The following is a 22,556-nucleotide window of genomic DNA, read 5'->3' as shown; positions in this document are numbered from 1 at the left end:
TCCGGCTGCAAATGCGATAGGTTTTCGGTTTCCGCTATGCTGCATCCGAGCGGAACCGGGAAGTCCACGGTACAGAACCACTTACCTCGTTCCTTTGGAGCTTGCTTTGCGGGCTTGGGCGTTTTAAGATGCCGCAATTGCGACATGCCTTTTTCTTCCTCCATCTCCGCTGCCTCTTACCTTCGCTCCCGGGCTGGACGTATCTGTATCGCCGTGCAGGCGTCCACGGTGCGGGAAATGCTCTCGCGCGCTCAAATAGCTCTGGCGGACTCGCAGTTTCTCGAGTTCCGGCTGGATTATCTGGACAAGCCCGCTGCTGCCGTTAAGGAAATTGGCAAATTTCTGGCCGAGCATCGAGAGATCGTTGCCATGGCAACCTGCCGCCGCAAACAGCATGGCGGCAAATTTGGCGGGACACAACTGGATGAACTGAACGTGCTGGCCGCAGCTTCGGAGGCCGGATTTGGCATTCTCGATCTCGAGATTGAAGCCGCGGAGGAAGCCTCGGCATTTGAGCTGGATACGCTTCGCAACAGCGACGCGGCGTTATTAATCAGTTTCCATGACTTTGAGAATGCGGTCGATCCTGATGCGGTGCTTGCCCGCATTCAACGGTTTGAGCCGGACTACGTCAAAGTGGTAAATACCGCTCACTCGCTGACACACAGCGTCAAGCTATTGCAGTGGATGAAGCGGTGCTCTGCGGATGTGCAAATTGTAGGCATTTCCATGGGTGAATTCGGGATCATCAGCAGGATTCTGAGCCTGAGAGCCGGGTCGGCTTTCACGTATGCCGCGGCGTCGGAAGGCGTCGAGACCGCTCCAGGGCAAATCAACGCGCGGACGCTCAAGGAGCTTTTCAACATTGAGCAGCTTGACCAGGCGACGCGGATTTACGGAGTCGCGGGCAATCCGGTGGCGCATTCGCTCTCGCCGCTGATGCAGAATACTGCCTTTCATCGGGAGCGGCTGAACGCCGTTTATCTACCGTTGAAAACAGAGTCGATCGAGGATTTGCTCAATATCGCGCGGCAACTGCCATTGAGCGGCCTGAGCATCACGATGCCGCATAAGCACGCGATCCTGCCTTACCTGGCAAATGTCGATCCGCTGACGGCACGCCTGGGAGCATGCAATACGATCCGGACGGGAGCGGACGGACGCTTTTACGGATTCAATACGGACGTGGCTGGAATCGTTCGTCCACTGGAAAAGCGCATGTCTTTGCGCAACGCCCGCGTTCTGGTACTCGGTGCCGGTGGCGCGGCGCGGGCTGCCGTCTACGGACTAGCGGAAAAGGGTGCGCAGGTATTTCTGTGGAGCAGAAAAGAGGCGGCGGCCAAGGAGCTTGCCGCGTCGGCCTCGGCTCCGCTGAATGGCTCATTGCCGATTCCTGTGCAAGTGATCAGCCGGCTTGAAATCGCGGCTTCTGAATTCGATGTTCTGATCAACGCCACTCCGTGCGGGATGCACGGTAATCCTCACCCGCTGCCTCTGGAGCCGGAAGCGTGGAAAGCGCGGCTGGTCTTCGATCTGGTGTACAACCCACTGGATACTCCGCTACTCAAACTCGCGCGCGAACGCCGCATCGCTACGATCCAGGGAGTGGAAATGTTTGTTCACCAGGGCGCGAGACAGTTTGAATTGTGGACGGGCAAACCTGCTCCCGAGGCTGACATGCTGCGCGTGGTGCTCTATGCCCTGCAACACCCCCACGGTGCAAACGAGCATCCGGCTGCCTCGAAACACTAGAGCGTTGCCGCTAAATACAGGCTCACATGCAAATTCGCCGCCATTAGAAATCAACCGGAGTTGTGCATGCAGGTCCCGGCTGTGAGGGGGTGGTCCATGGAAGCTATTCGGTAACCACCATTGCCTATATATTGAAGTGGAAAGGTTTGTAATGGCGGATTCACAACATTTGGGCTTGGGAGAATTAGGCCAGCGCGTTCAGGCACTGAGCGATCCAGCGCCCGATCCGCGCCTGCGTCCGTATCAGGGCCCCGGCGCTTCCACGAACTCCACATCATCCAACGGGCGCATCATTCCACCATACGAGCCTGTTCCCGATCCGGCTCCCGCGGCAACGCCTGCCTCGGTTCCGCAAACACCTATACAGCAGCCAGCCGGTCCATCGTCCGGCCCGCCATACACCGGATCTGCATTCCGGCCATTTTCTGCCCAGCCTTCAGCGCCTGCACCATCACAAGTGCCATCTTCAACGCAGCCAGCCGCATCTTCTTTCTCTCCCTGGGAAAACGTTCCGCCAGCTTCGAGCGTCCCAAACCCGGTTTCCCCCACCGGATCCGAACCACGACCCTCGGCATCCTCCTCAACCCCGCCGCAGTGGAGCGTGCCGCCATCCGCCGCACCAATCGGCTCGGAGGCTGCCATGGATCCCAACGACCCCAATTCGCCTAAATCGGGCATTTTACGCGCCATCAATGCGGTCAAATCGGCTATACCGGTCGCACAAAAGTTGCTGCCGCTGCTAGATGGCAATTTCGTTACCGCAGTCACTTCGTTGCTGGCGCCGGTTGTCTCTCATCATCCGCAGCCGGCTCCTCCGCCGCAGGTTCATGTCGATCTGGAACCTGTCGAGCGTGCGATTAGCGAGGTTCGGACGAGCCACCGGGAGTTGAAGGCGCAGGTTCAAGAGCAAGTTGTATCGATGAAGAAAGTGGAAGACCAGCTCGAGCGCGTTCGCGAGGCTACTGACCGTAACACATTAGAACAGCAGGAGTTGGCAGAGGATCTCCGCGCGGTCGGCAATAAGATTACTACCTTTGTTGTCGCTGTTGTGGTGCTGCTGGTTCTCTCACTGGTAGTCAATGTCTACCTGATCTTCCAGATTCAGCACATCCTGCGCTAAACCGCAGTCTGGCTTCAATCAGACCTTCGGGAGCGCTGTGCAGCCCGAATCGCCCCGATCTTCTATGCGCCGGGTTTGATCGAGTGGCGCAAAAATCTCCTCTCCCTCGCGCTCTACACGCCTACGTTCTTCTTGGATCGGAACGCAGGCTGTAACGGTTTCCCTTTTTCAGGCATTATTTTCCCTGTGTCGACGATTTTTCCATGTAAGCAAATGTTTATACCGCAATATAAACATTTGTTACGATTTTATGCTTCCGAAACCGGTTTTCCTTAAGTGAGTCATTGCCAGTCGTATTTTTGAGCGACTACTATTCGCAACAGTTCAGTTCCTGACGAAACAGCGGAACCAGACTGCTCACCAAGTCATGCAGGTCCGCATGGCTTCGTAAATTGAGCCGACGATGTAAACAGAAAACGCAAGACGGCGCAAAACAGCCGCCGTCTCAGGAGCGCGCACGTTATGGCATGGTATGCCTATTGCATCGGAGAAAAACAAGCTTTTCCAGAATTAGCCAGACATCGCAAACCAATCCCCCTCGAATCCGTACTTGGAGTCGGCGGCAATCAGGTCTTTCTTTACCCAGCCAGTGATCTAGCCATTATCGTCAGCGAACATAGCCCCAAAGACCAGCTAAGCCAGAAGGCTGGCGTGGATCACGCACGTGTGATCGCCGACTGCTTCAAACAATCGACTGTTCTGCCGTTCCGGTTTGGAACGATTTTTCAGGACGATGAAACCCTCCGCAAATCCATCCGCTCGAACCAGCGCCTGTTCATGGGCAATCTGGAGCGGTTGCACGGCAAGACAGAGATGCACCTCAAGATCCATGTGGACGCGTGCTGCGGCAAGGATCTGGAGCGTCATCTGCCTTTGGAAGGCGTAGGCAAGGAATATCTCTCCAACTTGCGTGAGAATGCGGCGCGCCAGCGCGAACGACAGACACGCGCCCGTGCCGTGACTTTCCAGATGCACCGGATGTTCGCACCTCTGGATGAAGAAGTCAGCTGCCGCATGACAGAGAGCGGCAAAATGCTTCTGGATATCGCCCACCTGATCGATCGCAAATGTGTGGAGCGCTATCAGAACAAGTTTGCCTCCACGAGCGTCATGATGCGTGAGTGCCAGATGCAGCTCTCTGGACCGTGGCCACCGTATCACTTCGTTCATCGCCTCACCCGCGGCGTCCACGCGCCAGCGCATGCCCCCGCTACGGCTGCTACGGCAACCGCTCCACTGCGTGAGGCCGTTCCGGCAGAGGTCGTGTTGGCTACGGTCTAATCTGCTTCACAACGCACAAAAGCCCCGGTCTGACCGGGGCTTTTGTGCTCTGAACTTTGTATGTGCTGAACCTGACCACCTAAACCGGTCTACTCTGCCGGAGAAATACTGCGGCCACCCTTGCGGGCCATGATAAGGGATTTGCGGCGATCCGCCGCCGCATGGTCGATCTTTTTCCAGAAGCCGATGAAGTAGTCGACGGCTGAAATTATCGAAACCAACGTCGCAAAGTAGATGGCAGTTATCGCGGTCCACTTGACGGGAATGATGACCGGACCGAACTCCCACTGGAACCAGCGATGGGCGAGAATAGCGGAAACCACGGCGACGATCTGGATCACGGTTTTGAGTTTGCCGAGATCGCTGGCTTGAATCGTGAATCCCTCAGAGGCAGCAATCGAACGCAGGCCCGAGATCAAGAACTCGCGGCCAATGATCACCACGGCGATCCACACCTTCACGACCTCTGAGTTGTATGCCACGAGTTGGATGAAAGCTGCCGTGACCATAATCTTGTCTGCCAGCGGATCGAGCAAGATGCCCATGGTAGTGATCTGGCCGCGCTTGCGCGCCAGATATCCATCGACGCCATCGGTAATAGAAGCCAAGATGAAGAGCAGCGATGCCGCCAGTTCCTGTGACCCGCTCACATCGTGCCATGAAAAATAGGGAGACAGTATCCACAGAAAAAGCGGAATCATCAATATCCGGCTCAGCGTGATCGCATTGGGCAGATTGAGATTCATGAAGAATAAAAGGCGCAGCCAGATACCGGCATCCGGGCCTTTTAACGCATTATATGCGCATCGACTTTAGCTGGGTCGAGCCGTCAAGGACATCTACGGTATCGGTACCATAAGCGGAATACAGGCTCGAACAATGTTGAAGTTCGTTCGACGCTGAATTCGTCAACGAGGCGCAATTCACTCATCTGTATCAACTTCATCATGGTAGACTCAGCCCACTCGGATGGCCATGAACTCGTTGACCCGACGCAACTTCCTCTCACGCAGTGTGCTTGCCGCTGCCGCTGTGAACACTACCCCCTTCTGGACACCAACTGCGCGCGCGACCATGCCCATGCCGGACGCGGGCTCGCCACTGGACGCGAAGCTCGATGCGTACATTGCCCGATACATGCCGGCTATGAACGCGCCGGGACTTACACTCGGCCTGACCAGTGCGGAGGCGACGCTGCGCACTGTTGGATATGGCTTTGCGGACACCGACAGGAAGACGCCGGTCACGACAGATCATCTGTTTCAGATCGGCTCCATTACCAAGTCGTTTGTTGCGCTGGTTCTGATGCAGATGCGCGACGAGGGAAAGCTGGAGTTGCAAAAGCCCATCCTGGCTTACCTGCCGTGGCTGCCTATCACTGAGCCGTTTGGTGTGATTACTCCACATCATCTGCTAACGCACACGTCAGGACTACCGGATAACCAGAGCATCTTCTCCAGCGACCCAGCAGCACGGCTGGCGCAAGGATTTACGCCAGGAGAGCACTTTCACTATTGCAATGCCGGATTCGACATTCTGGGCAAGCTTGCTGCCACGCTGGATCGCCGGTCGTGGCGTGAATGTGTCACGGAACGCATCCTGAAGCCGCTTGGCATGCACGATACGCGTCCGATCGTCACGACGGCTGATCGCGACCGCTTCGCTGTCGGCTACGAGCCTTTCTGGGATGATGAGGTCTATCCGCGACAAGGCAGGCTGACTGCGGCTCCATGGCTGGTTATGGACGACACGGCCGGCTGCATCGCATCGACGCCCGGCGATATGGCGACCTACACGCGTATGCTACTCAACCATGGCAAGCACGCCGGTGGCCGCATCGCGTCAGAAGAAAGCTTCACGCTCTTCTCCACGCCCTACATTAAGGCCGACGATTTCAGCCCAACCGCATCGTATGGCTACGGCATTGCCGTTGATACGCTGGATGGGCATAAGATTCTGCGTCACACGGGCGGCATGGTGGCCTTTGCGTCGTCGATTCATGTAGATCTGGATGGAGGGGTAGCCGCATTCGCCTCGATCAATGCGATGCAGGGCTATCGTCCCACCGCTGTTACTGAGTACGCGGTGCAGCTTCTGAGAGCACAGCAGGAATCAAAGCCATTGCCGGATGCAGCTGACATTCCCGATCCATTGGAAGCGGAAAACGCAGCGGATTATGCCGGCAGCTTTTCGACGCCTGCCGGCAAACAGCTCAGCTTTGCGGTACAAGGCAAGCGGCTCTCCCTTGTCGCTGAAGGGAAGACGATTCCGTTGCAGCACCAGGGTGGGGATCAGTTCATCTCAACGATTCCGGGGGTTTACTCCAAATACATGTTTGCCTTTGGTCGCAAGCACAATGACGCCGGGGAGGGTGAGGGCACAGCTCCGCTGCCGCTCGTTGTGCAGGTGGCGTATGGGTCGGATCTTTACGTGAACAAGGATTGGGATGGTCCGCGCGTTTACGCAACACTGCCGTTTGCTGACGCGTTTGCTGGGCACTATCGCAGCGACAGTGCATGGGGTGGCGATGCGCGTGTATACGTACTAAATGGGCGGCTTATGCTTGACGGCACTCCGCTTGTGCCGCTTGGCGACCGGCTGTTCCGTGTCTCGGATGTCCCATGGATGCCGGATACAGTCGAGTTTCATCATGTTGTCGATGGCAAGGCACAGCTCATGAAGTCAGGCGGCCTCGACTTTTGGCGAGTTGAGGTGGACTAAACTTCGTCGCGATTCCGCTCTGCGATGTTCCATCCTGTACCATCGTCCGAATGATGCTTGTCGAGGGACAACTGACCACAAATCAGGTGCTGGCCGCTTTTCGTTACGACGAGCCTTATCTTTTTCTGGGCGCGGCCTTCGCTACCGTTGCACTCATCGCCATGGGCTTTTGCGTTCTACGCCGCCGTTGGGACGGGCTGCTCATCTGCCTCGCTCTCTTTGCGTACCTCTATGGGCAGAGGCTGTGGTTGAACTCCGAGGTCCTCCGCATCTCGCTGCACGGTAATGTTTTCTTCCACACCCTACGCGCCGCCTCCAACTACCTGGTTCCCGTTCCCGCCTTCATCTTCTTCTACATCGCCGGATTCCTGGGCAAGCCGGGCAAATTTTCCGTCTGGTTCCTTAGCATTTGCTTCTTTCTGCTGACCATCGGAACCTTCCTCTTCGGTCCGCTGCATATCTTCGAACGGATCAATGATGTGCTGGTGATCCTTGCACTGGTCGTCGTTCTGCTGCGATCCATTTTGCAGCCGCCCGCCAAAACCACTGAATCCACTGCGGTGTACATTGGCCTGCTCTGTTTCGTTGTAACGGCGCTCTGGGACAACATCGCGGATAACTGGATTCCGACCAAGATCGAGCCCTACGGATTTGCCGCCTTCCTTATCTCTCTAGGCTACGTAGCCGCGCGGCGGACCTTCCAGCAGGAAGAAGAGTTGAACGCCTTGCAACAGGAACTCGACCTTGCGCGCCGCATTCAGCTCTCGATTTTGCCCGAAGCGTTCCCCGAAACTGGCGCGTTCCGCGTCGCTGCCCGGTATGTTCCGATGCTGGCGGTCGCTGGTGATTTCTACGATTTTCTTGTGACCGGCGAACGCGAAGCTGCGCTCTTCATCGCCGATGTCACCGGACACGGCGTTGCCGCCGCGCTCATCGCATCCATGGTAAAAATGGCCGCGCTCTCGCAACGCGAACATGCAGCCGAACCCGGCCGCATTCTAACCGCGATGAATGCCGCGCTCTGCGGTCACACCCGTGATCAATATGTCACCGCTGCTTGCCTCCATCTCGATGCCGACTCCGGCAGCCTGCATTACTCCGCTGCAGGTCATCCACCGATGATGCTGTTGCGCAATGGGCAAGTTACCGAGATTGCAGAGAACGGACTTATACTTGCCGCGCACCCGCAAGCTTCCTTCACTACGGCGAAGCACACGCTGCAGCCCGGCGACCGCATCCTGCTCTATACGGATGGCTTGGTTGAAAACGCTGACGCGCACGGTGAACTCTTTGGCTTTTCCCGGCTCTCTTCCGCGTTGCAGCAGACCACCGCGCTCTCGCCCGCGGCAGCCGCGGATCATTTGCTTGCGGCGGTCCAGCGATGGTCACCTACGCGGGATGACGATCTCACTTTGCTGGTTTGCGACTACAGCCAATAGACGGGATCCTTGCCGCACTCAAACGCGGATGATACGGCATTGCTCTTCCGAGGCGCAAAGAAATTTGCCGCTCAAGCGTAGATGCCACGCTGTTTGATGGTGAAAGCAACTCGATCGATCGCAAGCATATACGCGGCGATGCGGTTGTTGACGTTATGTGCCTCTGAGTAGCGGACAACATCTTCGAACGCATCACGCAGGATCGTCTCCAATTGTTCGATGACAATCGCTTCCTTCCAGAAGTATCCCTGGCGATCCTGCACCCACTCGAAGTAACTCGCTGTCACTCCTCCTGAGTTGGCAAGGATATCCGGCACGACAAAGATGCGTTTTTCTGCGAGGATTTCGTCGGCAACCGCAGTTGTTGGACCATTGGCGCCCTCAATGAGAATCTTTGCCTGAATGCGATCGGCGTTACGGCTGGTAATGACATTTTCCGTCGCTGCCGGAATCAGGATTTCGCACTCGTTCAGAAGTACCTCTTCGCTGGGCATGGCTTCAGCATTGCGGAAGCCTAGCACAGTGCCGTTGCGCTCCTTGTAGCCGAGCAATTGGTGAATATCGATGCCCGTCGGGTTGTAGAGTCCGCCGTCATACTCGGCGATACCGACAATCTTGTAGCCATTCTCGAAGAGAAGCCGCGCAGCATTGGAACCTACGTTGCCGAAGCCCTGAATCACCACCCTGCATCCTTCGCGGGGCATCTTGAGATAGCGCAGGCTCTCATTGCACATCACCATCACGCCGCGTCCGGTCGCTTCGGTACGCCCGCGCGAGCCGCCTATGTTGATCGGCTTGCCTGTAACGACACTCGTTACCGTCTGCCGCATGTGCATCGAGTAGGTATCCATGATCCATGCCATGGTCTGCTCGTTGGTATTCACGTCTGGCGCGGGCACATCTTTTTCAGGCCCGATGAAATCAATGATCTCCGACGTGTACCGCCGTGTGATGCGCTCCAGCTCTCCCTGGCTCAGCTTACGCGGATCGCAGATCACTCCGCCCTTCGCGCCGCCAAAAGGAATATTCACCACCGCACACTTCCACGTCATCCAGCTTGCCAGTGCTCGCACTTCGTCCAATGTGACGTCCGGAGAGTAACGAATGCCGCCCTTACCCGGTCCGCGCGCCTGCGAGTGCTGCACCCGGTAGCCGGTGAACACTTCAAACCGTCCATCATCCATCTGTACGGGGAAATGTACGATAATCTCGCGCGAAGGAGAACTGAGAACCTTCCAGATTCCAGGATCGAGGTTCAACTTGCGTGCTGCAAAATCAAATCGAGCGCTCTGAGCTTCCCAAGGATTGATTTCCTGCTCGAGCGAAATAGCTGTTGCCATTCGATTAGTCTCCAAGTCCGTGCGCGCTCCTCGCCTGTCGGCGGGGAAGATGCCTAAGGATTTCAACCCCGGCATACCTGATTTGACGCGCTGCCCTTCCAGCAATCTCATCGGCCTTCTCTGGCCGTTTGAGAGTCCGCTGCAATCAGCCGGACAGTACGGCGGTTCGGTGATGTGGCACTGCGCCTGTCTCCCGACCCTCGTACCGGCCCAACGCTGTATCCGCGCCACCGATCCCGAAAACAGAAAAACCGCAATGTTGCACCTGTCCTGCCTGGGAACCGCTTACTCCAAGCCAAACCGGATTGAGTCTAGGTCGCCCGAAACAGGTCAGTCAACCCCACATTGGTCGTTCCCGTATCCCACCTTCCGGTACGGAACCATCTCGTTCAACCCCTTCAGTATCCGAAAGATGAATCGGCATCTACGCAAAGATTCCGTAATTATTCGTGCAGTGCTTGTTTGCTGCGTTTCAACTCTAGTTCATCTAATCTTGTAGCCATGCCCAGGGCAGCCATCATCGGGAGCGGACCCAACGGCCTCAGCGCCGCCGTTACGCTTGCGCGAGCTGGTGTGGAAGTCACCGTTTACGAAGCACTAGATACCATCGGCGGTGCCTGTTCCACCGCAGAAATTACCCTCCCAGGCTTCCGTCACGATCTTGGCGCCTCCATCTTTCCGATGGGCGTCGCTAGCCCCTTTTTCAATTCCCTGCCACTGGAGCAGTTTGGTCTGCGCTGGGTTCAACCCGACGCAGCAATGGCCCATCCGCTGGATGATGGCACCGCAGTCATTCTGGAGCACGATCCGGCCGCCACCGCTGCGAACCTCGATCCTGCAGACTCCGCTGCGTATGCGCGATTGATGCAGCCCTTCATTCGTCAATGGCCGGAACTCTTCAGCGAAGCCTTCGGGCCATTGCTGCATGTGCCGAAGCATCCATTGCTGCTGGCACGCTTCGGCACAGATGGCGCGCTGCCGGTTTCTGTTCTCGCTCGCTCGCGTTTCCGCGGTGCGCGGGCACGCGCCCTTCTCGCTGGCAATGCCTCCCATGCCGTTCTGCCCCTCAGTCATCCATTCACTTCGGCGATTGCCCTCGTCTTCGGAGCGGCCGCTCACACAACCGGCTGGCCCGCGGCCGCCGGAGGAGCGCAATCCATCAGCATTGCGCTGGCGGCTTATCTTGAATCTCTTGGCGGCAAGATCGTAACAGGTCATCGTGTCGGGTCACTTGCCGAACTCAACGGCAATTTCGATCTCGTCCTGTGCGACGTTGCCCCGCGCCAATTGGTTGAATTGGCTGGCGACCTGCTTCCAGCGGCGCACATCCATCAGCTCAAACGCTTCCGCCCTGGCCCTGGAGCATTCAAAATCGACTGGGCTCTCTCGGAATCGATCCCCTGGAAGGCCCGCGAATGCCTGCGCGCAGCCACTGTTCACGTCGGAGGAACCCTCGAAGAGATCACTGCAGCCGAAAGCGCTCCATGGAAAGGCCGAGCGTCTCAACAGCCATTTGTCCTGGTCACGCAACCCAGTCTCTTCGATCCCACGCGAGCCCCGGAAGGTCGCCATGTCGCGTGGGGCTACTGCCATGTTCCAAACGGCTTTGACGAAGACATGCAGGACGCGATCGAGTCGCAGATCGAGCGATTCGCTCCCGGCTTCCGCGACTGCATCCTCGCCCGCAGAATCAGCACGCCGGCACAACTCGAAGCCTGGAATCCCAACCTTATTGGCGGCGACGTCTCGGGCGGAGCAATAACACCTTCGCAGCTGCTTTTCCGGCCTACCATCTGGCAATATCGCACGCCCCTGAAAGGCCTCTATCTGTGCAGCGCCAGTACACCTCCCGGCGGTGGAGTGCATGGCATGTGCGGCTATTACGCTGCAAAGACTGCACTGCAACACATCAGCCCTTCACTGACCCCTGGCCACTAACTACCGTTCACTGCTCACTGCCAGCCGGCCAGTACGGTTCGCCTGCGGGAATGAAATCGACTCGCATTCCAGGGAAGATTGTCTTCAGCCACTTCGCGCAGTTTTCCATACCGGGTTCTTCTGAAGTTACATGACCGAGAAGAACCAGCACTTTCTTGCGCCCCTGCTGCGATGCGTCGCGAGCGTAGAGGATCGTCTCCCACTCAGGAATCTCGCCAACCAGCAGTACTTCAACATCGTCACGTTCGAGAGCCTTCACCTGGGTTGCCTCACCCGCGGCACCCGGCGCATACGCAATCTTGCTCACCATAAGGTTTGGATCGCCTACCACTCGCACGACACTTGCATGCAGCTTTCGTTTCAGGTCGGCTGCGAGGCTCTTCACGGTCGTGGGAGGCACGGTGAAGAAGAACCCCGCATCACCAGCAGGACCGGGGTTCTCGTACTTCTTCCACCCCAACTGATCCACGAAGCCCTCGGCGATACCATCAGGGCGCCGTCGATGCCACGTGTCATGGAACCTCCAGATGACAAGGTGATGTTCGCGGATATAAGCCAGCTTCTCCTTGTACACCGGATCATCGACAAACAGCGTGCGCTCGTCGAGATGGTTATAGAAGGTAGGCTCATGCGAAACGATCAGGTTGTCGCCGTCGGCCACTGCCTTGCGCAAAACTTCCATCGTCGGCGAAAACGTGGTCACAATGCCTGTCACCACCGTGGCCGGGTCGCCTTCCTTGATTGTGTCCACCGTGTTTGGTGGAGGCTCTGCGCCAGTGGCTTTGATGATCTGGTCGATGGCTTCACTTGCGGTAACTGGCTTTGAGCCACTCTGCGCAAAGCAGACCAAACCAGTCGATGAAGAGAAAACTGCAATCGCAAGGAGACACGCAAACTGAATGGTTGTCCTCATCGACCCAGCCTAACAAAACAAGACACCATCTCTTAGACACGGCTCGCTATTCGGTTGAAAACTTGCTACATCGGCACGTAAATTATGACTACGAACTGTGAAACCGAGCTGGTAGATGGCTATACAACAAAACATCTTAAAGATTCCGAAATTACTTTTTATCGTATGCCCGCTTCTATTCTCGTTGTCGCCCAAAATAATCGCGCAGATTGCGGTGCAACACGACACGCTATCTTCAACAGAGAAAAAGCAAGCTAATCGAGTAGCGAATGATATTGCCAAAAAGCTTCGGGAAATGCAGCGAACTGCTGGCTCTCACGTGATGAGTCGTTGGCCCGCCTCTAAGCGAAATATGAGACTTGCATGCACGCTCGCTTACACAGGCAAATTAAACGAGCGAGAGGGAAATGCAATAGGCGTGATTAGTTTTGAGAGCCTTGATCCGACGAATGACCCGGCATTGAAACAGCTCGTCTCGTTCGCTCAGTATCAACTTGAAGGTGAATACGGATTTCACCATTTCGATGTGGCCGTTTGGCCAGTTCGCAGATCTACGATTGTTGGATATGCGGTTCGGATTGAGATGCGACAAGGGCTCTATTACGATTGGGCTGACTCGCACATAACCGATGATTCGCTCGGCAAGAATTGGTGGAGGTCACTTGTTGTGCCCGAGTGTCAATAGCGGCCCAGTTCCCGATCTGACACTGAGCATTACTGCAAGTCTCACCATTTAAACTGATCTGTCATGCCAGAGCAGATCCAACCCAGCCGCAAGGATTTCCTGTCGCTAGCCAAGGACCACACCCTTGTCCCTGTCTTCCGCACCCTCACCGCAGACCTTGAAACCCCGGTCTCGGCATTCCTGCGCGCCGCTTGGGAAAGCCCCGAATGCTTCCTGCTCGAATCGGTCGAAAACGGCGAACAGATCGGCCGCTACACCTTCATTGGCCTCAATCCGTATAAACGCATCACCGCGCGCGGACGCAGCCTTACCATTACTGAAGGCAAGAAAACCGTCAGCGTCGAGGGCGATATCTTCGCCACGCTGCGCGACGCGCTCAGCGGCCATACGCCGGCGCGCGTTCCGGGTCTGCCGCCGTTCACCGCTGGAGCTGTCGGCTTCCTCAGCTACGATGCCGTTCGCCAGATCGAGCGCCTACCTGCAACCGCAGCCGATGAACTGCAGGTTCCCGACGCCTGCCTGCTCTTCTTCGACGAGGTGCTCGCTTTCGATCACGTGCGCAAGGAAATTCACCTCGTTGTCACCGCGGATGTCACACTGCAGCCCGCTTCCGCCGCTTATGACGGCGCGGTGAAGCGCCTGGCCCGCCTGGAAAAGAGCCTCGCAAAGCCTCTGCCCAAGCTGCCCAAACCCAAGAGCAAAGGCAAGCTCAAGCTCAACTACCGCACGAAAAAGAAAGACTACATGGCGGCTGTCGAGCGTACCCGCGAGTACATCCGCGCAGGCGACATCTTCCAGGCCGTGCTCTCGCAGCGCATCGATGTCGATCTCGATCCGAAGACCGGTTCCAAAGCGAAAATTGACCCCTTCGCCGTCTACCGCGCCCTGCGCATCGTCAATCCATCGCCCTACATGTTCTATCTGCGAACGACACCCGACGACACCACTGCGAGCCCCAGGAGCAAGAAGTCTTCCGCCAAGGCATCTCCGTTGGAGATCGCTGGCTCCTCACCCGAGATGCTGGTTCGCGTAACCCGCACGCTCGATGGCCAGAAGATCGAGTATCGCCCCATCGCTGGCACCCGCAAGCGAAGCGCCGACGAAGCCGCTGACCGCGCTCTCGAAGTCGAGATGATGGCCGACGCCAAGGAGCGCGCGGAGCACGTCATGCTCGTCGATCTGGGCCGTAACGACGTTGGTCGCGTCAGCGAATACGGCAGCGTCAAGGTCGATCGCCTCATGTTTGTCGAGCGCTACAGCCACGTGATGCACATGGTCAGCCGCATTGAGGGCAAGTTACGGCCTGAGCTCACGGCAGTCGATGCCCTGCGAGCCTGCTTCCCTGCCGGCACGCTGAGCGGCGCTCCGAAGGTCCGCGCCATGGAGATTATCGAAGAGCTTGAGCCCTCACGTCGTGGTGTTTACGGCGGCTGTGTACTCTATGCCGATTTCTCCGGCAACCTCGACTCCTGCATCACCATCCGCTCGCTGGTTGCCGAAAACGGCAAAGGCCACATCCAGGCTGGAGCCGGCATCGTCGCCGATTCCGACCCCGCATCGGAACACCAAGAATGCCTCAACAAAGCTCAGGCTGTCCTGCGGGCTATCGACCGCGCCCGCGGTGCTTAGAGGTACGAAGTACACACCTGAAACGGCGTCGGCCCCGAAGTTTGACGATCGCTTGTTCTCGCGGATATTTACGATTTCACTATGAAAGTATTGCTACCATCGGTATACGGATAGGTGTGTCACCTTTCCGGAAACCTTCAGCGGGAAATGGATATTTTCAAAAGAACCGCTATGTAGAGAAGATTGGTGCACAAGACTTTCGCGCGCTATTTCATTGTCGGATTTGGCGTTCAGGCCGTGACTAGCCCCGAACACCATGGATAGTTTGAAGATATTGCGCTGTTGATAGAGGAAGAAATGCCAGCAGCCCCCATCTCCCCCGGTGAAATAAGACGCCTCGCTGCGGTTCAAAAGCTACGCCTGCTCGGTACGCCGGCAGAGGAGCGCTTTGACAAGATCACACGGCTCGCCAAACGTATGTTCAATGTGCCCATGGCCTGCATCGATATCGTAGGCGAAAAGCTGGCTTGGCTTAAGAGCGTCCAGGGCTTCGACGGTATTGAGGGGTTGCGGAAAGACTCGTACTGCCACTACACGGTGCTTGATGAAGGAGTCTGCATCGTGCTTGATGCCCGCAGAGATCCGCGGGTTCATGACAGCTCCTACGCGGATACGTGGGTTTTCTACGCCGGGGTACCGCTGCACTTTGAGGATGAACGTGTTGGCGTCCTCTGCATCGGCGATACCAGCCCTCGTGATTTCGACACCGAACATCTCGAAGCTTTGTCCGATCTGGCTGAGCTTGCCGAACGTGAACTGCACGTTGCAGCGCTTTCCGAGGCGCAAACTGCTCTGGCGCTATCGAACGAAGAACTCGAAATGAAAGCGCGCATCGATGTCCTTACTCACGCGTGGAATCGCGGTGCGATCCTCGAGATCATAGCTGCGGAGCAATTGCGCGTCGCATCGGGATCGTCCACTTCCATTCTGATAATCGACATCGACCACTTCAAAACCATCAACGATACCTTCGGTCATCCCGCGGGAGACGAGGTCTTGCGGATTGTCGCGGCGAGGTTGCGTGCAAGCGTCCGTCCACTGGATGCAGTCGGCAGATACGGTGGGGAAGAGTTCCTTCTCGTGTTGCCCGAGACGAATATCGATGGCGCGGTCCGGGCAGGCGAGCGAATCTGCGATGCGATTTCCCAAACACCTGTTGAGTTTGGTCCAGATAAGATTCCCGTCGCTTGCAGCATCGGATGCGCGACTTTCAGTGATGCGATTTCAGACGATGTTGACGCACTCATTCAGCGAGCCGACCGCGCGCTCTATCGCGCCAAGGTATCGGGACGAAACCGTGTTGCGAGAGAAATAGCCGTTCCTGCAATCGGATAATTTTCTATCCGCCAAAGATATTGCGGAACATGTGCCCGATCTTCACAAATAGATTGTGTGATTTTGCCTTCTGCTTCTTCTCTTGAGTAGAGGGTGCGGGCGCTGTCACCACCGGCGTAATTGGCTTCGCAACCTCGACCTTAGCTTCGGGCTCTTTCGGCTTTGCTCCGTCGTAGTTCAACGTAGCATTCGCCTGCGGCCCCACTACCCCAGGCGCTGCCGGATTCTCACGCGGCGGCGGAGCTCCTGTCAGCCCTGCGCTCTGCGCGACCGGGAAAGCATTGCCTGCGGCCAGAGTTTCCGGTGTCTCCACCGGGCAACCGCACGGCTCTTTCTCGTTGTCCACTACCTGCTTCAAGCTACCGTGCTGGAACGTCACATGTTGATCTGCTTGGACGCGATAGACGCCACCATCGAATAAGCCATTCACAGTGACATACGGAGCATCCGCGCCATGATTGTCCACGCAGGTGTCACCGTCCGCACCCAGGCGTACCCGCACCGCTGCGACGCCAGGACCGCTGATCAGGATGCGAAAATCAGGCGTCAGCACTATGTCTGAGTTCTCACCCGTGCGCATGTTGGCTTCGAGCGCACCATGATCCAGCGCCATCATCAGCCCCGAACGATCGTTGCTCGGATGCTCGCTGTCCATCGACAGGCTAACTTTGCTGGCACCGCACAGTAGGAGCTGACCGCGGCTCGGCAACGTAATCGCGACCGTCTTCTCGCCCGCCGTGATCGTTCCGCTCGACTCAATCGCAGCTTTGCCCTGATAAATATCCACGCCGCCACGAATCTCCACTGCCGAAGCCGGATCTTTGCTGTCGTTGGGAATGATTGCAATTGGCGTCGATGTATCGACCTTGCCCGGTGCGGCGGGGATAGCAGGAATGGGCGTCTCAGGTGTCGCCGCAGGAGTGTCCGGCGGCTTGGGAGATGCCACTTCCTGCCCCCGGCTCGCCCCGGTAATGCCGAGTGCCAAGCACGCCGCAAACCCAAAACGCGCAATCGACCAACCCCTAGCCCAAGTCCGTCGAACTCCGCGTTCTCGCATCCGGCTTACATCTCCAGAAAATTCCGGATCATCTGACGGCCGCCTTCGGTCAGCACGCTCTCCGGATGAAACTGCACTCCTTCAACCGGCAGAGAGCGATGGCGCAGTCCCATGATGATCGATCCCTCTTCTTCATGTGCGCCCGACCGCGCTGTGATCTCCAAATCCTTCGGCAATCCCTCTTCGGCCACGATCAGCGAATGATACCGCGTGCAGGTCAGCGGCGTCGGCAGACCGGCGAAAATGCCCTTGCCGTCATGCTCCACTGCGCTCGTCTTGCCGTGCATCAGCTCAGCCGCGCGCACTACCTTGCCGCCAAAAGCCTGGCCGATCGCCTGATGCCCGAGACAAACGCCGAGAATCGGAGCTTTCCCGGCCATGCGCTCAATGAGCGGCACCAGAATCCCCGCGTCCGACGGCGTACACGGGCCCGGCGACAGCAGAATCCGCTCCGGCCTCAGCGCTTCTACCTCATCCACTGTCAGCTCATCGTTCCGGCGCACCAGTATCTCCGCACCCAGTTCCCCCAGGTACTGCACAAGGTTGTAGGTAAACGAGTCGTAGTTATCCAGAACGAAGACCATACTTTGAGTGTAACGCTTGGTAGTCTCACTTCGCCCGGAGCGAATCGAACCAGCCAAATGCTTGCCCGGAATTCTGATGCGAGTGCTACACTTCCTGCGTTCGGGTGCTGCTCTATGTCGCGTCTTTTAATTTTTCCGGGCTCCTTTAAGCATCTTCACCTCCTCGTATCATTGCCGCTTTGCTTCTGCTCTTTAGCGATCGCTCAAGCGCAGACACCGCAACAATCCAGTGGTGAATACCACTTTCAGAGTGACAGCAATCTTGTCGTGGTTCCGGTTGTCGTCCGCGACAAACAGGGGCGTCCGGTCACAGGTCTCACTCGCAATGACTTCAAGCTTTCCGATCAGGGCAAACAGCAAACCATTTCGCAATTTGAGGAAGAGGCATCCCCAGCCACGTCAACGCCATCCTCTGCTCAGACGACGGCTCCTTCTACTGTCGCTTCAATGGCAGCCACGCCACACCCGCGATTTGTGGCCATCTACTTCGATGACCTCAATACGCCTGCCGCCGACCTGATTCACGCACGCGATGCACTCTCTTCGCTCATCGCATCCGGTATTCCTCCGGAAGAACGTATCGCGATCTTCAACTCCAAAGAGATGCTTTCAAGCTTTACAGCCGACACCGCCCAGCTTCACACTGCCTTACTGCGGCTCCAATCCAACAGTCTCGCGTCTTCACGGGCCCGCGGATGCCCCGACCTGTCCGACTTCGAGGCATTCCAGCTGCTCGAGACCAACGATCTCGATAGTGATGCCTGGCGCACCGCCTTGACCGAGTATGCTGTCTGCTCGCACATCAGCCAATCAGTGACGCAAGGGGGCAGAGTAACGGCCCCTTCACCTGAAGCATTGTTACTGATTCGAGGGCTTGCCCAGCAGATCTCTGAGCGATCCAAGATGCTAGCGCTTGGCAATCTCGAGCAGCTCGCCGGTATCGTTTCTTACATCTCACAGGCTCCGGGGACACGATCCATAGTCTTCGTGTCGCCAGGCTTCCTTTCTCAAAGTGAACAACTCAAGCTAGACCATGTTATCGAGACCAGCCTTCGTTCTCAGATCGTCATCAACTCGCTGAATCCAAAAGGACTTTTCTCCATGGTCCGGGAGACAGATGCCTCCGACTCCTCGACCGCGCTAGCCGATACACGTGCGGCTCAGGCCAGACACACTCTGGATGCGCAAAAGGAGTTTGCCGGCGATGATGTGATGGCTGAACTGGCTCAGGGCACAGGCGGTCAGTTCTTTCACAACGATAACGACCTTCAATCTGGCCTTTCTGCTTTCACGACGCCTCCGCCGCGGTACATTCTTGCTTTCTCACCAAAGGATGTAAAAGATAAGGGCAGCTTTCACACCATCAAGGTCGCGTTCGCGGACAAGAAAAAGGGGTATACGATCCAAGCGCGGAGCGGGTACTACACCGCTACCATCGCGCACAGCAAACCAACTCGCGCAGAGGTCCTCGCAACCTCCGGATCGCTGTCGGTCCCAGCGCAGCCTGCCACGGGAACTTCGGCTGCGGCTACTCCCGCTGCCACCGGGAGCTCTGCTACTGCAACCCCTACCACATCCACCATCTCCGCTAATCTTTCGGTGGCGCCACCCCTCGGATCCAGTTCCACGCCAACGACTCCTACCAACTCAGCCCGAAAGCCACAGAAGCCCCGACACAGCCTCGGTGGCAAAAACAAAATGACTATCGGCCAGTTGCAGCTGCTGCTGGCTTCTTCCCAGTCTCGATCCGACTCAGCGCTAGCCCGCCGCCTTACTAGCCTGGAGCTCACCGAACGCCTCGACGATGCGACATTCGCACGCCTCAACGCTATGATCAGCGGGAATGAATCAAAGGGCGCACTTCGCATCCTTTCCGACGAGTCCGTCTTCCAACCGCTTCCGGCCGGAGATCTGCCTCAGGAACCACCTCCCAGCGAAGCGGCTCAGCAGCAATGGATTGCGGCCGTTTCCCACTACGTTTCCGTCACACTGGCCGAGTTGCCCAATTTCTTTGCGACACGCAAAGTTAGCTCGTTTGCCGATTCTCCCCCATCGCAGGACAATGGTACTTTTTACAACTACCAGCCCGTTCATGCCGTCGGGGAATCCTCATCGACAGTGTTTTTCCGCAGCGACCGTGAGGTAGTGGACGCGAGCATTGGCGCCAAGACCCGCGAGCTATCCGCCGCAACTGGAGGCAGCCTGAATACCTCGGGCGAATTCGGCCCACTTCTCGGTATCGTGCTCAAGGATGCGCTCAACAGCACTCTCACCTGGGATCACTGGGAAACCGAACAGTCTGGCTCCATCGCAGTCTTCCACTACTCCGTGCCACGCGAAAAATCGCACTATGAGGTCCAGTTCTGCTGCGTCGATCTGGGAATGGGGTCGGAAATCTATCGCCAGATCTCCGAATACGGAGGTGAAATCTCGATCGACCCCGCCACGGGTTCCGTCCTTCGCCTGACCATACAACCTCGCCTCAAGCCCTCCCACCCGCTCGAACGCGCCGATATGCTCATCGACTACGGTTCCGTCACCATCGGCGGCACGCGCTACATCTGCCCGCTTCGTAGCGTAACCATCGCCGTGGCAGTGGTCCCTGCCGCATATCTCGATTCGCAAGCTGACGCCCCCGAAGTCCTAAGCGGCAGGGCATCCACTCATGCCGAGTCGGATCATACCGCGATGCCCGACAGCATCATCAAAACCTTCATGAACGAGACGAACTTCGTCGACTATCATGTCTTTCGCTCTGACTCTCGGCTGGTCCCCGCTAGCGTCGCGGAGCCGAAGTAGAACACTGAGGGCCGGAATCCGCTTAAAGTCCGGGCTGTGCTCGCGTTTTGTGATACCCAGATTGTTACATCGAGACCCTGGCCATGATTAGCTCATCCAGGTAATCAGTCTTACTGTCGTTGCGTTCCAGATGCGGATACCGCTCGCCACCCTCGTACTTCACCGTGAATGTGTGGTAGTAGTCGTCGATCACTACCATCAGATCCATCGATCCACCGATCTTGATCGCATCTTCCAGCAGATCATGCTTGTAGACGCGTCCATTCACGCCAACTAGCTTCATCCCTGAAGTAATCCCAGCGTCGAAAGCGGGCCCTCCGACCATTGAATCTGTAATTGTGCCGTCCTCACCGATCTGGAGACCTATCGAATAAGCATCACCAGCGCCACCTCTACGCCCCGGAAGCTTGATCGGTTGGCTGTTGTACACCAGCTTCCAGCCGCCGTTCTCGATACCGCCGATCGGCGCCTCGAATGAAGTGGAATCCAGGCGCTTGCGCAGGAACGCTGCCCAGTTATAAGGAGCCACTGCATTCAACGACTGTACAAGCTGCTCGAAGGTGTAGGTCTTGACTTCAGGACCGTTGTTGGCTCCGCCATGAAACGCATGACAGAAGTCGTCGATTGATTTCTCGCCGTGCGTACTGTCATGGATGATCGTCGCCACTTCAAGCCACAACAGATCGCCTTCATCGTAGTAATCAGAGCTGCGCCGCCAATTGAGCCAACCGCGTCCGCCACTCATCGGCAGGCCGGTTGCTGTATCCTGCAGCGGCCGCCATGTGCGCCCTGGCCTTCCTGGTCCAAGCGAAGCTGCGATGCTGGCGAGATATTCGCGATATTGCTCTGGCGTCCACAGCCCGCTCCGCGCGGCCAGCATCGGCCCAAGATAATCCGTGAGTCCTTCGTAGCCCCAAAGCAGATCGTCCTGCATCGGCTTTTCAAAATCGGGCGTCGTCAGATCCTCAGGACGCCGGAACTTGCCATTCCACGAGTGCACAAATTCATGTGGCAAAAGACTGCCCACCATAAACGCTGCGCCCGGTGAGATCAGCACGCGCTCGGGCAGGCGGCTGTCGTTCGACTCATGATGTTCCAGACCGAAATGCGCTACATGATCGCTCAATGCCAGCAGAAAGTGATAGTCGCGATAGTGCCGCGCCCCGAACAGCTTGCCGGACTCGGCCACCACATTCGTGAGCCCCTTTTGCACTTCCGGACTGATGTTGAGAGCAGCCTCACTGTCGGCGGCAAGATCGAGCTCGTGATGAATCGGCTCACCCGGCGGCGTAAGATCAATCACGTGATAATACTGGCCCGAGATCACCGGTGAATCTACCAGCAGCTCGAACGAGATCGGCTTGAATCGCGTCTCATTGCCAGCCGAGCTTGCAACCGAGAGAGAGCTGCCGAATTTCCAGCCTTCAGGCAGCTTCAGCGATGCCTCATACATCAGCTTGTCCGACGTAGCTCCATCTGGATAGAGAGTCACCTCGTTCCACTCAAGTACTAGAAGCGTATCGGTTGCCGAACCGCCCTCGGGCTCAATGTAGTCATACGAAGCGTGCAGCGTTGTTACGCCTGCGGGTACGTCGAGGTGAAAAGCGAATACATCGAGCGTATCACGCATCCACGGAATCACTCTTCCATCGGCTTCGAACTTCAATCCGGTTAGGCTCGAAATCGGCCCATCCGGTCCATGTTCCCCCGGGATCCACTTTGGGTAATACAGCGTCAGTGGACCTGGCTTTACAGGCAACGTCTCCTCAGCGCGCAGCAGCTTCTGCGGTGTTTTTGTCGCATCTACTGAGAGAGAAATAGTTTCGCCCGTCTGGGCAACAGCCGTGATGGCGCCCAACGCGAGAGCTGTAGACAACAGGATCGACATGCAACGTTTTAAACCAGGCATCCGAGGCTCCTCAAAAAACAGCAAAGTGCATTGCACGCATCATACAGCCGGGAA

General features: G+C 57.0%; 17 protein-coding genes. 10 read left to right on the top strand and 7 right to left on the bottom strand.

What is annotated here, in order from left to right; genetic code table 11:
• The first annotated feature begins 144 nt into the window (after positions 1-144).
• A complete protein-coding gene (gene aroE, locus OHL22_RS18835; RefSeq protein ID WP_263340862.1) occupies positions 145-1,752 on the top strand; it encodes a shikimate dehydrogenase in 1,608 nt (535 codons plus the stop codon).
• A 243-nt stretch (positions 1,753-1,995) separates the two neighbouring features.
• Here the strand turns inward: aroE and OHL22_RS18830 are convergent, their stop codons facing one another.
• Positions 1,996-2,394: a hypothetical protein gene (locus OHL22_RS18830; RefSeq protein ID WP_263340858.1), complete on the bottom strand. Its 399-nt coding sequence runs from the start codon at positions 2,392-2,394 to the stop codon at positions 1,996-1,998.
• On the opposite strand from OHL22_RS18830, the gene OHL22_RS18825 reads away from it, so the two are divergent.
• Positions 2,393-2,872, top strand: coding sequence for a hypothetical protein (locus OHL22_RS18825; RefSeq protein WP_263340855.1), 480 nt, complete (start codon positions 2,393-2,395; stop codon positions 2,870-2,872). The two genes, OHL22_RS18830 and OHL22_RS18825, sit on opposite strands and share 2 nt — an antisense overlap.
• A gap of 462 nt (positions 2,873-3,334) precedes the next feature.
• The gene (locus tag OHL22_RS18820; RefSeq protein ID WP_263340851.1) at positions 3,335-4,153 is read left to right on the top strand and encodes a GvpL/GvpF family gas vesicle protein; all 819 of its coding nucleotides are present in this window, start codon (positions 3,335-3,337) and stop codon (positions 4,151-4,153) included.
• An 89-nt stretch (positions 4,154-4,242) separates the two neighbouring features.
• Here OHL22_RS18820 and pgsA read toward each other — a convergent pair whose 3' ends face one another.
• Entirely contained in the window at positions 4,243-4,899 is a 657-nt protein-coding gene (pgsA, locus tag OHL22_RS18815) for a CDP-diacylglycerol--glycerol-3-phosphate 3-phosphatidyltransferase (protein ID WP_263340848.1), read from the bottom strand.
• A gap of 229 nt (positions 4,900-5,128) precedes the next feature.
• Between pgsA and OHL22_RS18810 the strand changes: the two genes are divergently transcribed.
• Both OHL22_RS18810 and OHL22_RS18805 read left to right on the top strand, forming a co-directional pair.
• Positions 5,129-6,874: a serine hydrolase domain-containing protein gene (locus OHL22_RS18810; RefSeq protein WP_263340846.1), complete on the top strand. Its 1,746-nt coding sequence runs from the start codon at positions 5,129-5,131 to the stop codon at positions 6,872-6,874.
• Positions 6,875-6,924: 50 nt separating this feature from the next.
• Positions 6,925-8,313, top strand: a complete 1,389-nt coding sequence (locus OHL22_RS18805) for a PP2C family protein-serine/threonine phosphatase (RefSeq protein WP_263340844.1) — start codon at positions 6,925-6,927, stop codon at positions 8,311-8,313.
• Between the two features lie 71 nt (positions 8,314-8,384).
• On the opposite strand, the gene OHL22_RS18800 is transcribed toward OHL22_RS18805, so the two are convergent.
• Positions 8,385-9,653: a Glu/Leu/Phe/Val family dehydrogenase gene (locus OHL22_RS18800; RefSeq protein WP_263340842.1), complete on the bottom strand. Its 1,269-nt coding sequence runs from the start codon at positions 9,651-9,653 to the stop codon at positions 8,385-8,387.
• 501 nt (positions 9,654-10,154) lie between these two features.
• Here OHL22_RS18800 and OHL22_RS18795 point away from each other — a divergent pair.
• Positions 10,155-11,591, top strand: coding sequence for a phytoene desaturase family protein (locus tag OHL22_RS18795; protein WP_263340840.1), 1,437 nt, complete (start codon positions 10,155-10,157; stop codon positions 11,589-11,591).
• Between the two features lie 7 nt (positions 11,592-11,598).
• Here the strand turns inward: OHL22_RS18795 and OHL22_RS18790 are convergent, their stop codons facing one another.
• Positions 11,599-12,504 (bottom strand): Nif3-like dinuclear metal center hexameric protein, encoded by a 906-nt coding sequence (locus tag OHL22_RS18790; RefSeq protein ID WP_263340838.1) that lies wholly within the window; start codon positions 12,502-12,504, stop codon positions 11,599-11,601.
• A 115-nt stretch (positions 12,505-12,619) separates the two neighbouring features.
• Here OHL22_RS18790 and OHL22_RS18785 point away from each other — a divergent pair, with 115 nt between their 5' ends.
• From OHL22_RS18785 to OHL22_RS18775, 3 genes are all read left to right on the top strand, one after another.
• On the top strand, positions 12,620-13,189 hold the full coding sequence (locus OHL22_RS18785; RefSeq protein WP_263340836.1) for a hypothetical protein: 570 nt from the start codon (positions 12,620-12,622) through the stop codon (positions 13,187-13,189).
• 63 nt (positions 13,190-13,252) lie between these two features.
• On the top strand, positions 13,253-14,818 hold the full coding sequence (gene trpE, locus OHL22_RS18780; RefSeq protein ID WP_263340834.1) for an anthranilate synthase component I: 1,566 nt from the start codon (positions 13,253-13,255) through the stop codon (positions 14,816-14,818).
• Between the two features lie 297 nt (positions 14,819-15,115).
• Positions 15,116-16,153 (top strand): GGDEF domain-containing protein, encoded by a 1,038-nt coding sequence (locus OHL22_RS18775; RefSeq protein ID WP_263340832.1) that lies wholly within the window; start codon positions 15,116-15,118, stop codon positions 16,151-16,153.
• Between the two features lie 4 nt (positions 16,154-16,157).
• Here OHL22_RS18775 and OHL22_RS18770 read toward each other — a convergent pair whose 3' ends face one another.
• The gene (locus OHL22_RS18770; protein ID WP_263340831.1) at positions 16,158-17,210 is read right to left on the bottom strand and encodes a hypothetical protein; all 1,053 of its coding nucleotides are present in this window, start codon (positions 17,208-17,210) and stop codon (positions 16,158-16,160) included.
• A 5-nt stretch (positions 17,211-17,215) separates the two neighbouring features.
• Positions 17,216-17,794: an anthranilate synthase component II gene (locus tag OHL22_RS18765; protein WP_263340830.1), complete on the bottom strand. Its 579-nt coding sequence runs from the start codon at positions 17,792-17,794 to the stop codon at positions 17,216-17,218.
• A gap of 114 nt (positions 17,795-17,908) precedes the next feature.
• Between OHL22_RS18765 and OHL22_RS18760 the strand changes: the two genes are divergently transcribed.
• Complete coding sequence (locus OHL22_RS18760; RefSeq protein ID WP_263340828.1) at positions 17,909-20,593, top strand: VWA domain-containing protein; 2,685 nt, start codon at positions 17,909-17,911, stop codon at positions 20,591-20,593.
• 64 nt (positions 20,594-20,657) lie between these two features.
• Here the strand turns inward: OHL22_RS18760 and OHL22_RS18755 are convergent, their stop codons facing one another.
• The gene (locus OHL22_RS18755; RefSeq protein ID WP_263340826.1) at positions 20,658-22,502 is read right to left on the bottom strand and encodes a M61 family metallopeptidase; all 1,845 of its coding nucleotides are present in this window, start codon (positions 22,500-22,502) and stop codon (positions 20,658-20,660) included.
• Positions 22,503-22,556 lie beyond the last annotated feature (54 nt).

Source organism: Acidicapsa dinghuensis (assembly GCF_025685685.1).
Classification (GTDB): domain Bacteria; phylum Acidobacteriota; class Terriglobia; order Terriglobales; family Acidobacteriaceae; genus Acidicapsa; species Acidicapsa dinghuensis.
This window is presented reverse-complemented; position numbering and strand designations above follow the sequence as displayed.

Excerpts from the sequence above, each read along its gene's own strand:
- aroE (WP_263340862.1), top strand. The coding sequence starts at position 145 with ATGCCTTTTTCTTCCTCCATCTCCGCTGCCTCTTACCTTCGCTCCCGG.
- OHL22_RS18825 (WP_263340855.1), top strand. The coding sequence starts at position 2,393 with ATGGATCCCAACGACCCCAATTCGCCTAAATCGGGCATTTTACGCGCC.
- OHL22_RS18830 (WP_263340858.1), bottom strand. The coding sequence starts at position 2,394 with ATGGCAGCCTCCGAGCCGATTGGTGCGGCGGATGGCGGCACGCTCCAC.
- OHL22_RS18820 (WP_263340851.1), top strand. The coding sequence starts at position 3,335 with ATGGCATGGTATGCCTATTGCATCGGAGAAAAACAAGCTTTTCCAGAA.
- pgsA (WP_263340848.1), bottom strand. The coding sequence starts at position 4,899 with ATGAATCTCAATCTGCCCAATGCGATCACGCTGAGCCGGATATTGATG.
- OHL22_RS18810 (WP_263340846.1), top strand. The coding sequence starts at position 5,129 with ATGAACTCGTTGACCCGACGCAACTTCCTCTCACGCAGTGTGCTTGCC.
- OHL22_RS18805 (WP_263340844.1), top strand. The coding sequence starts at position 6,925 with ATGATGCTTGTCGAGGGACAACTGACCACAAATCAGGTGCTGGCCGCT.
- OHL22_RS18800 (WP_263340842.1), bottom strand. The coding sequence starts at position 9,653 with ATGGCAACAGCTATTTCGCTCGAGCAGGAAATCAATCCTTGGGAAGCT.
- OHL22_RS18795 (WP_263340840.1), top strand. The coding sequence starts at position 10,155 with ATGCCCAGGGCAGCCATCATCGGGAGCGGACCCAACGGCCTCAGCGCC.
- OHL22_RS18790 (WP_263340838.1), bottom strand. The coding sequence starts at position 12,504 with ATGAGGACAACCATTCAGTTTGCGTGTCTCCTTGCGATTGCAGTTTTC.
- OHL22_RS18785 (WP_263340836.1), top strand. The coding sequence starts at position 12,620 with ATGGCTATACAACAAAACATCTTAAAGATTCCGAAATTACTTTTTATC.
- trpE (WP_263340834.1), top strand. The coding sequence starts at position 13,253 with ATGCCAGAGCAGATCCAACCCAGCCGCAAGGATTTCCTGTCGCTAGCC.
- OHL22_RS18775 (WP_263340832.1), top strand. The coding sequence starts at position 15,116 with ATGCCAGCAGCCCCCATCTCCCCCGGTGAAATAAGACGCCTCGCTGCG.
- OHL22_RS18770 (WP_263340831.1), bottom strand. The coding sequence starts at position 17,210 with ATGCGAGAACGCGGAGTTCGACGGACTTGGGCTAGGGGTTGGTCGATT.
- OHL22_RS18765 (WP_263340830.1), bottom strand. The coding sequence starts at position 17,794 with ATGGTCTTCGTTCTGGATAACTACGACTCGTTTACCTACAACCTTGTG.
- OHL22_RS18760 (WP_263340828.1), top strand. The coding sequence starts at position 17,909 with ATGTCGCGTCTTTTAATTTTTCCGGGCTCCTTTAAGCATCTTCACCTC.
- OHL22_RS18755 (WP_263340826.1), bottom strand. The coding sequence starts at position 22,502 with ATGCCTGGTTTAAAACGTTGCATGTCGATCCTGTTGTCTACAGCTCTC.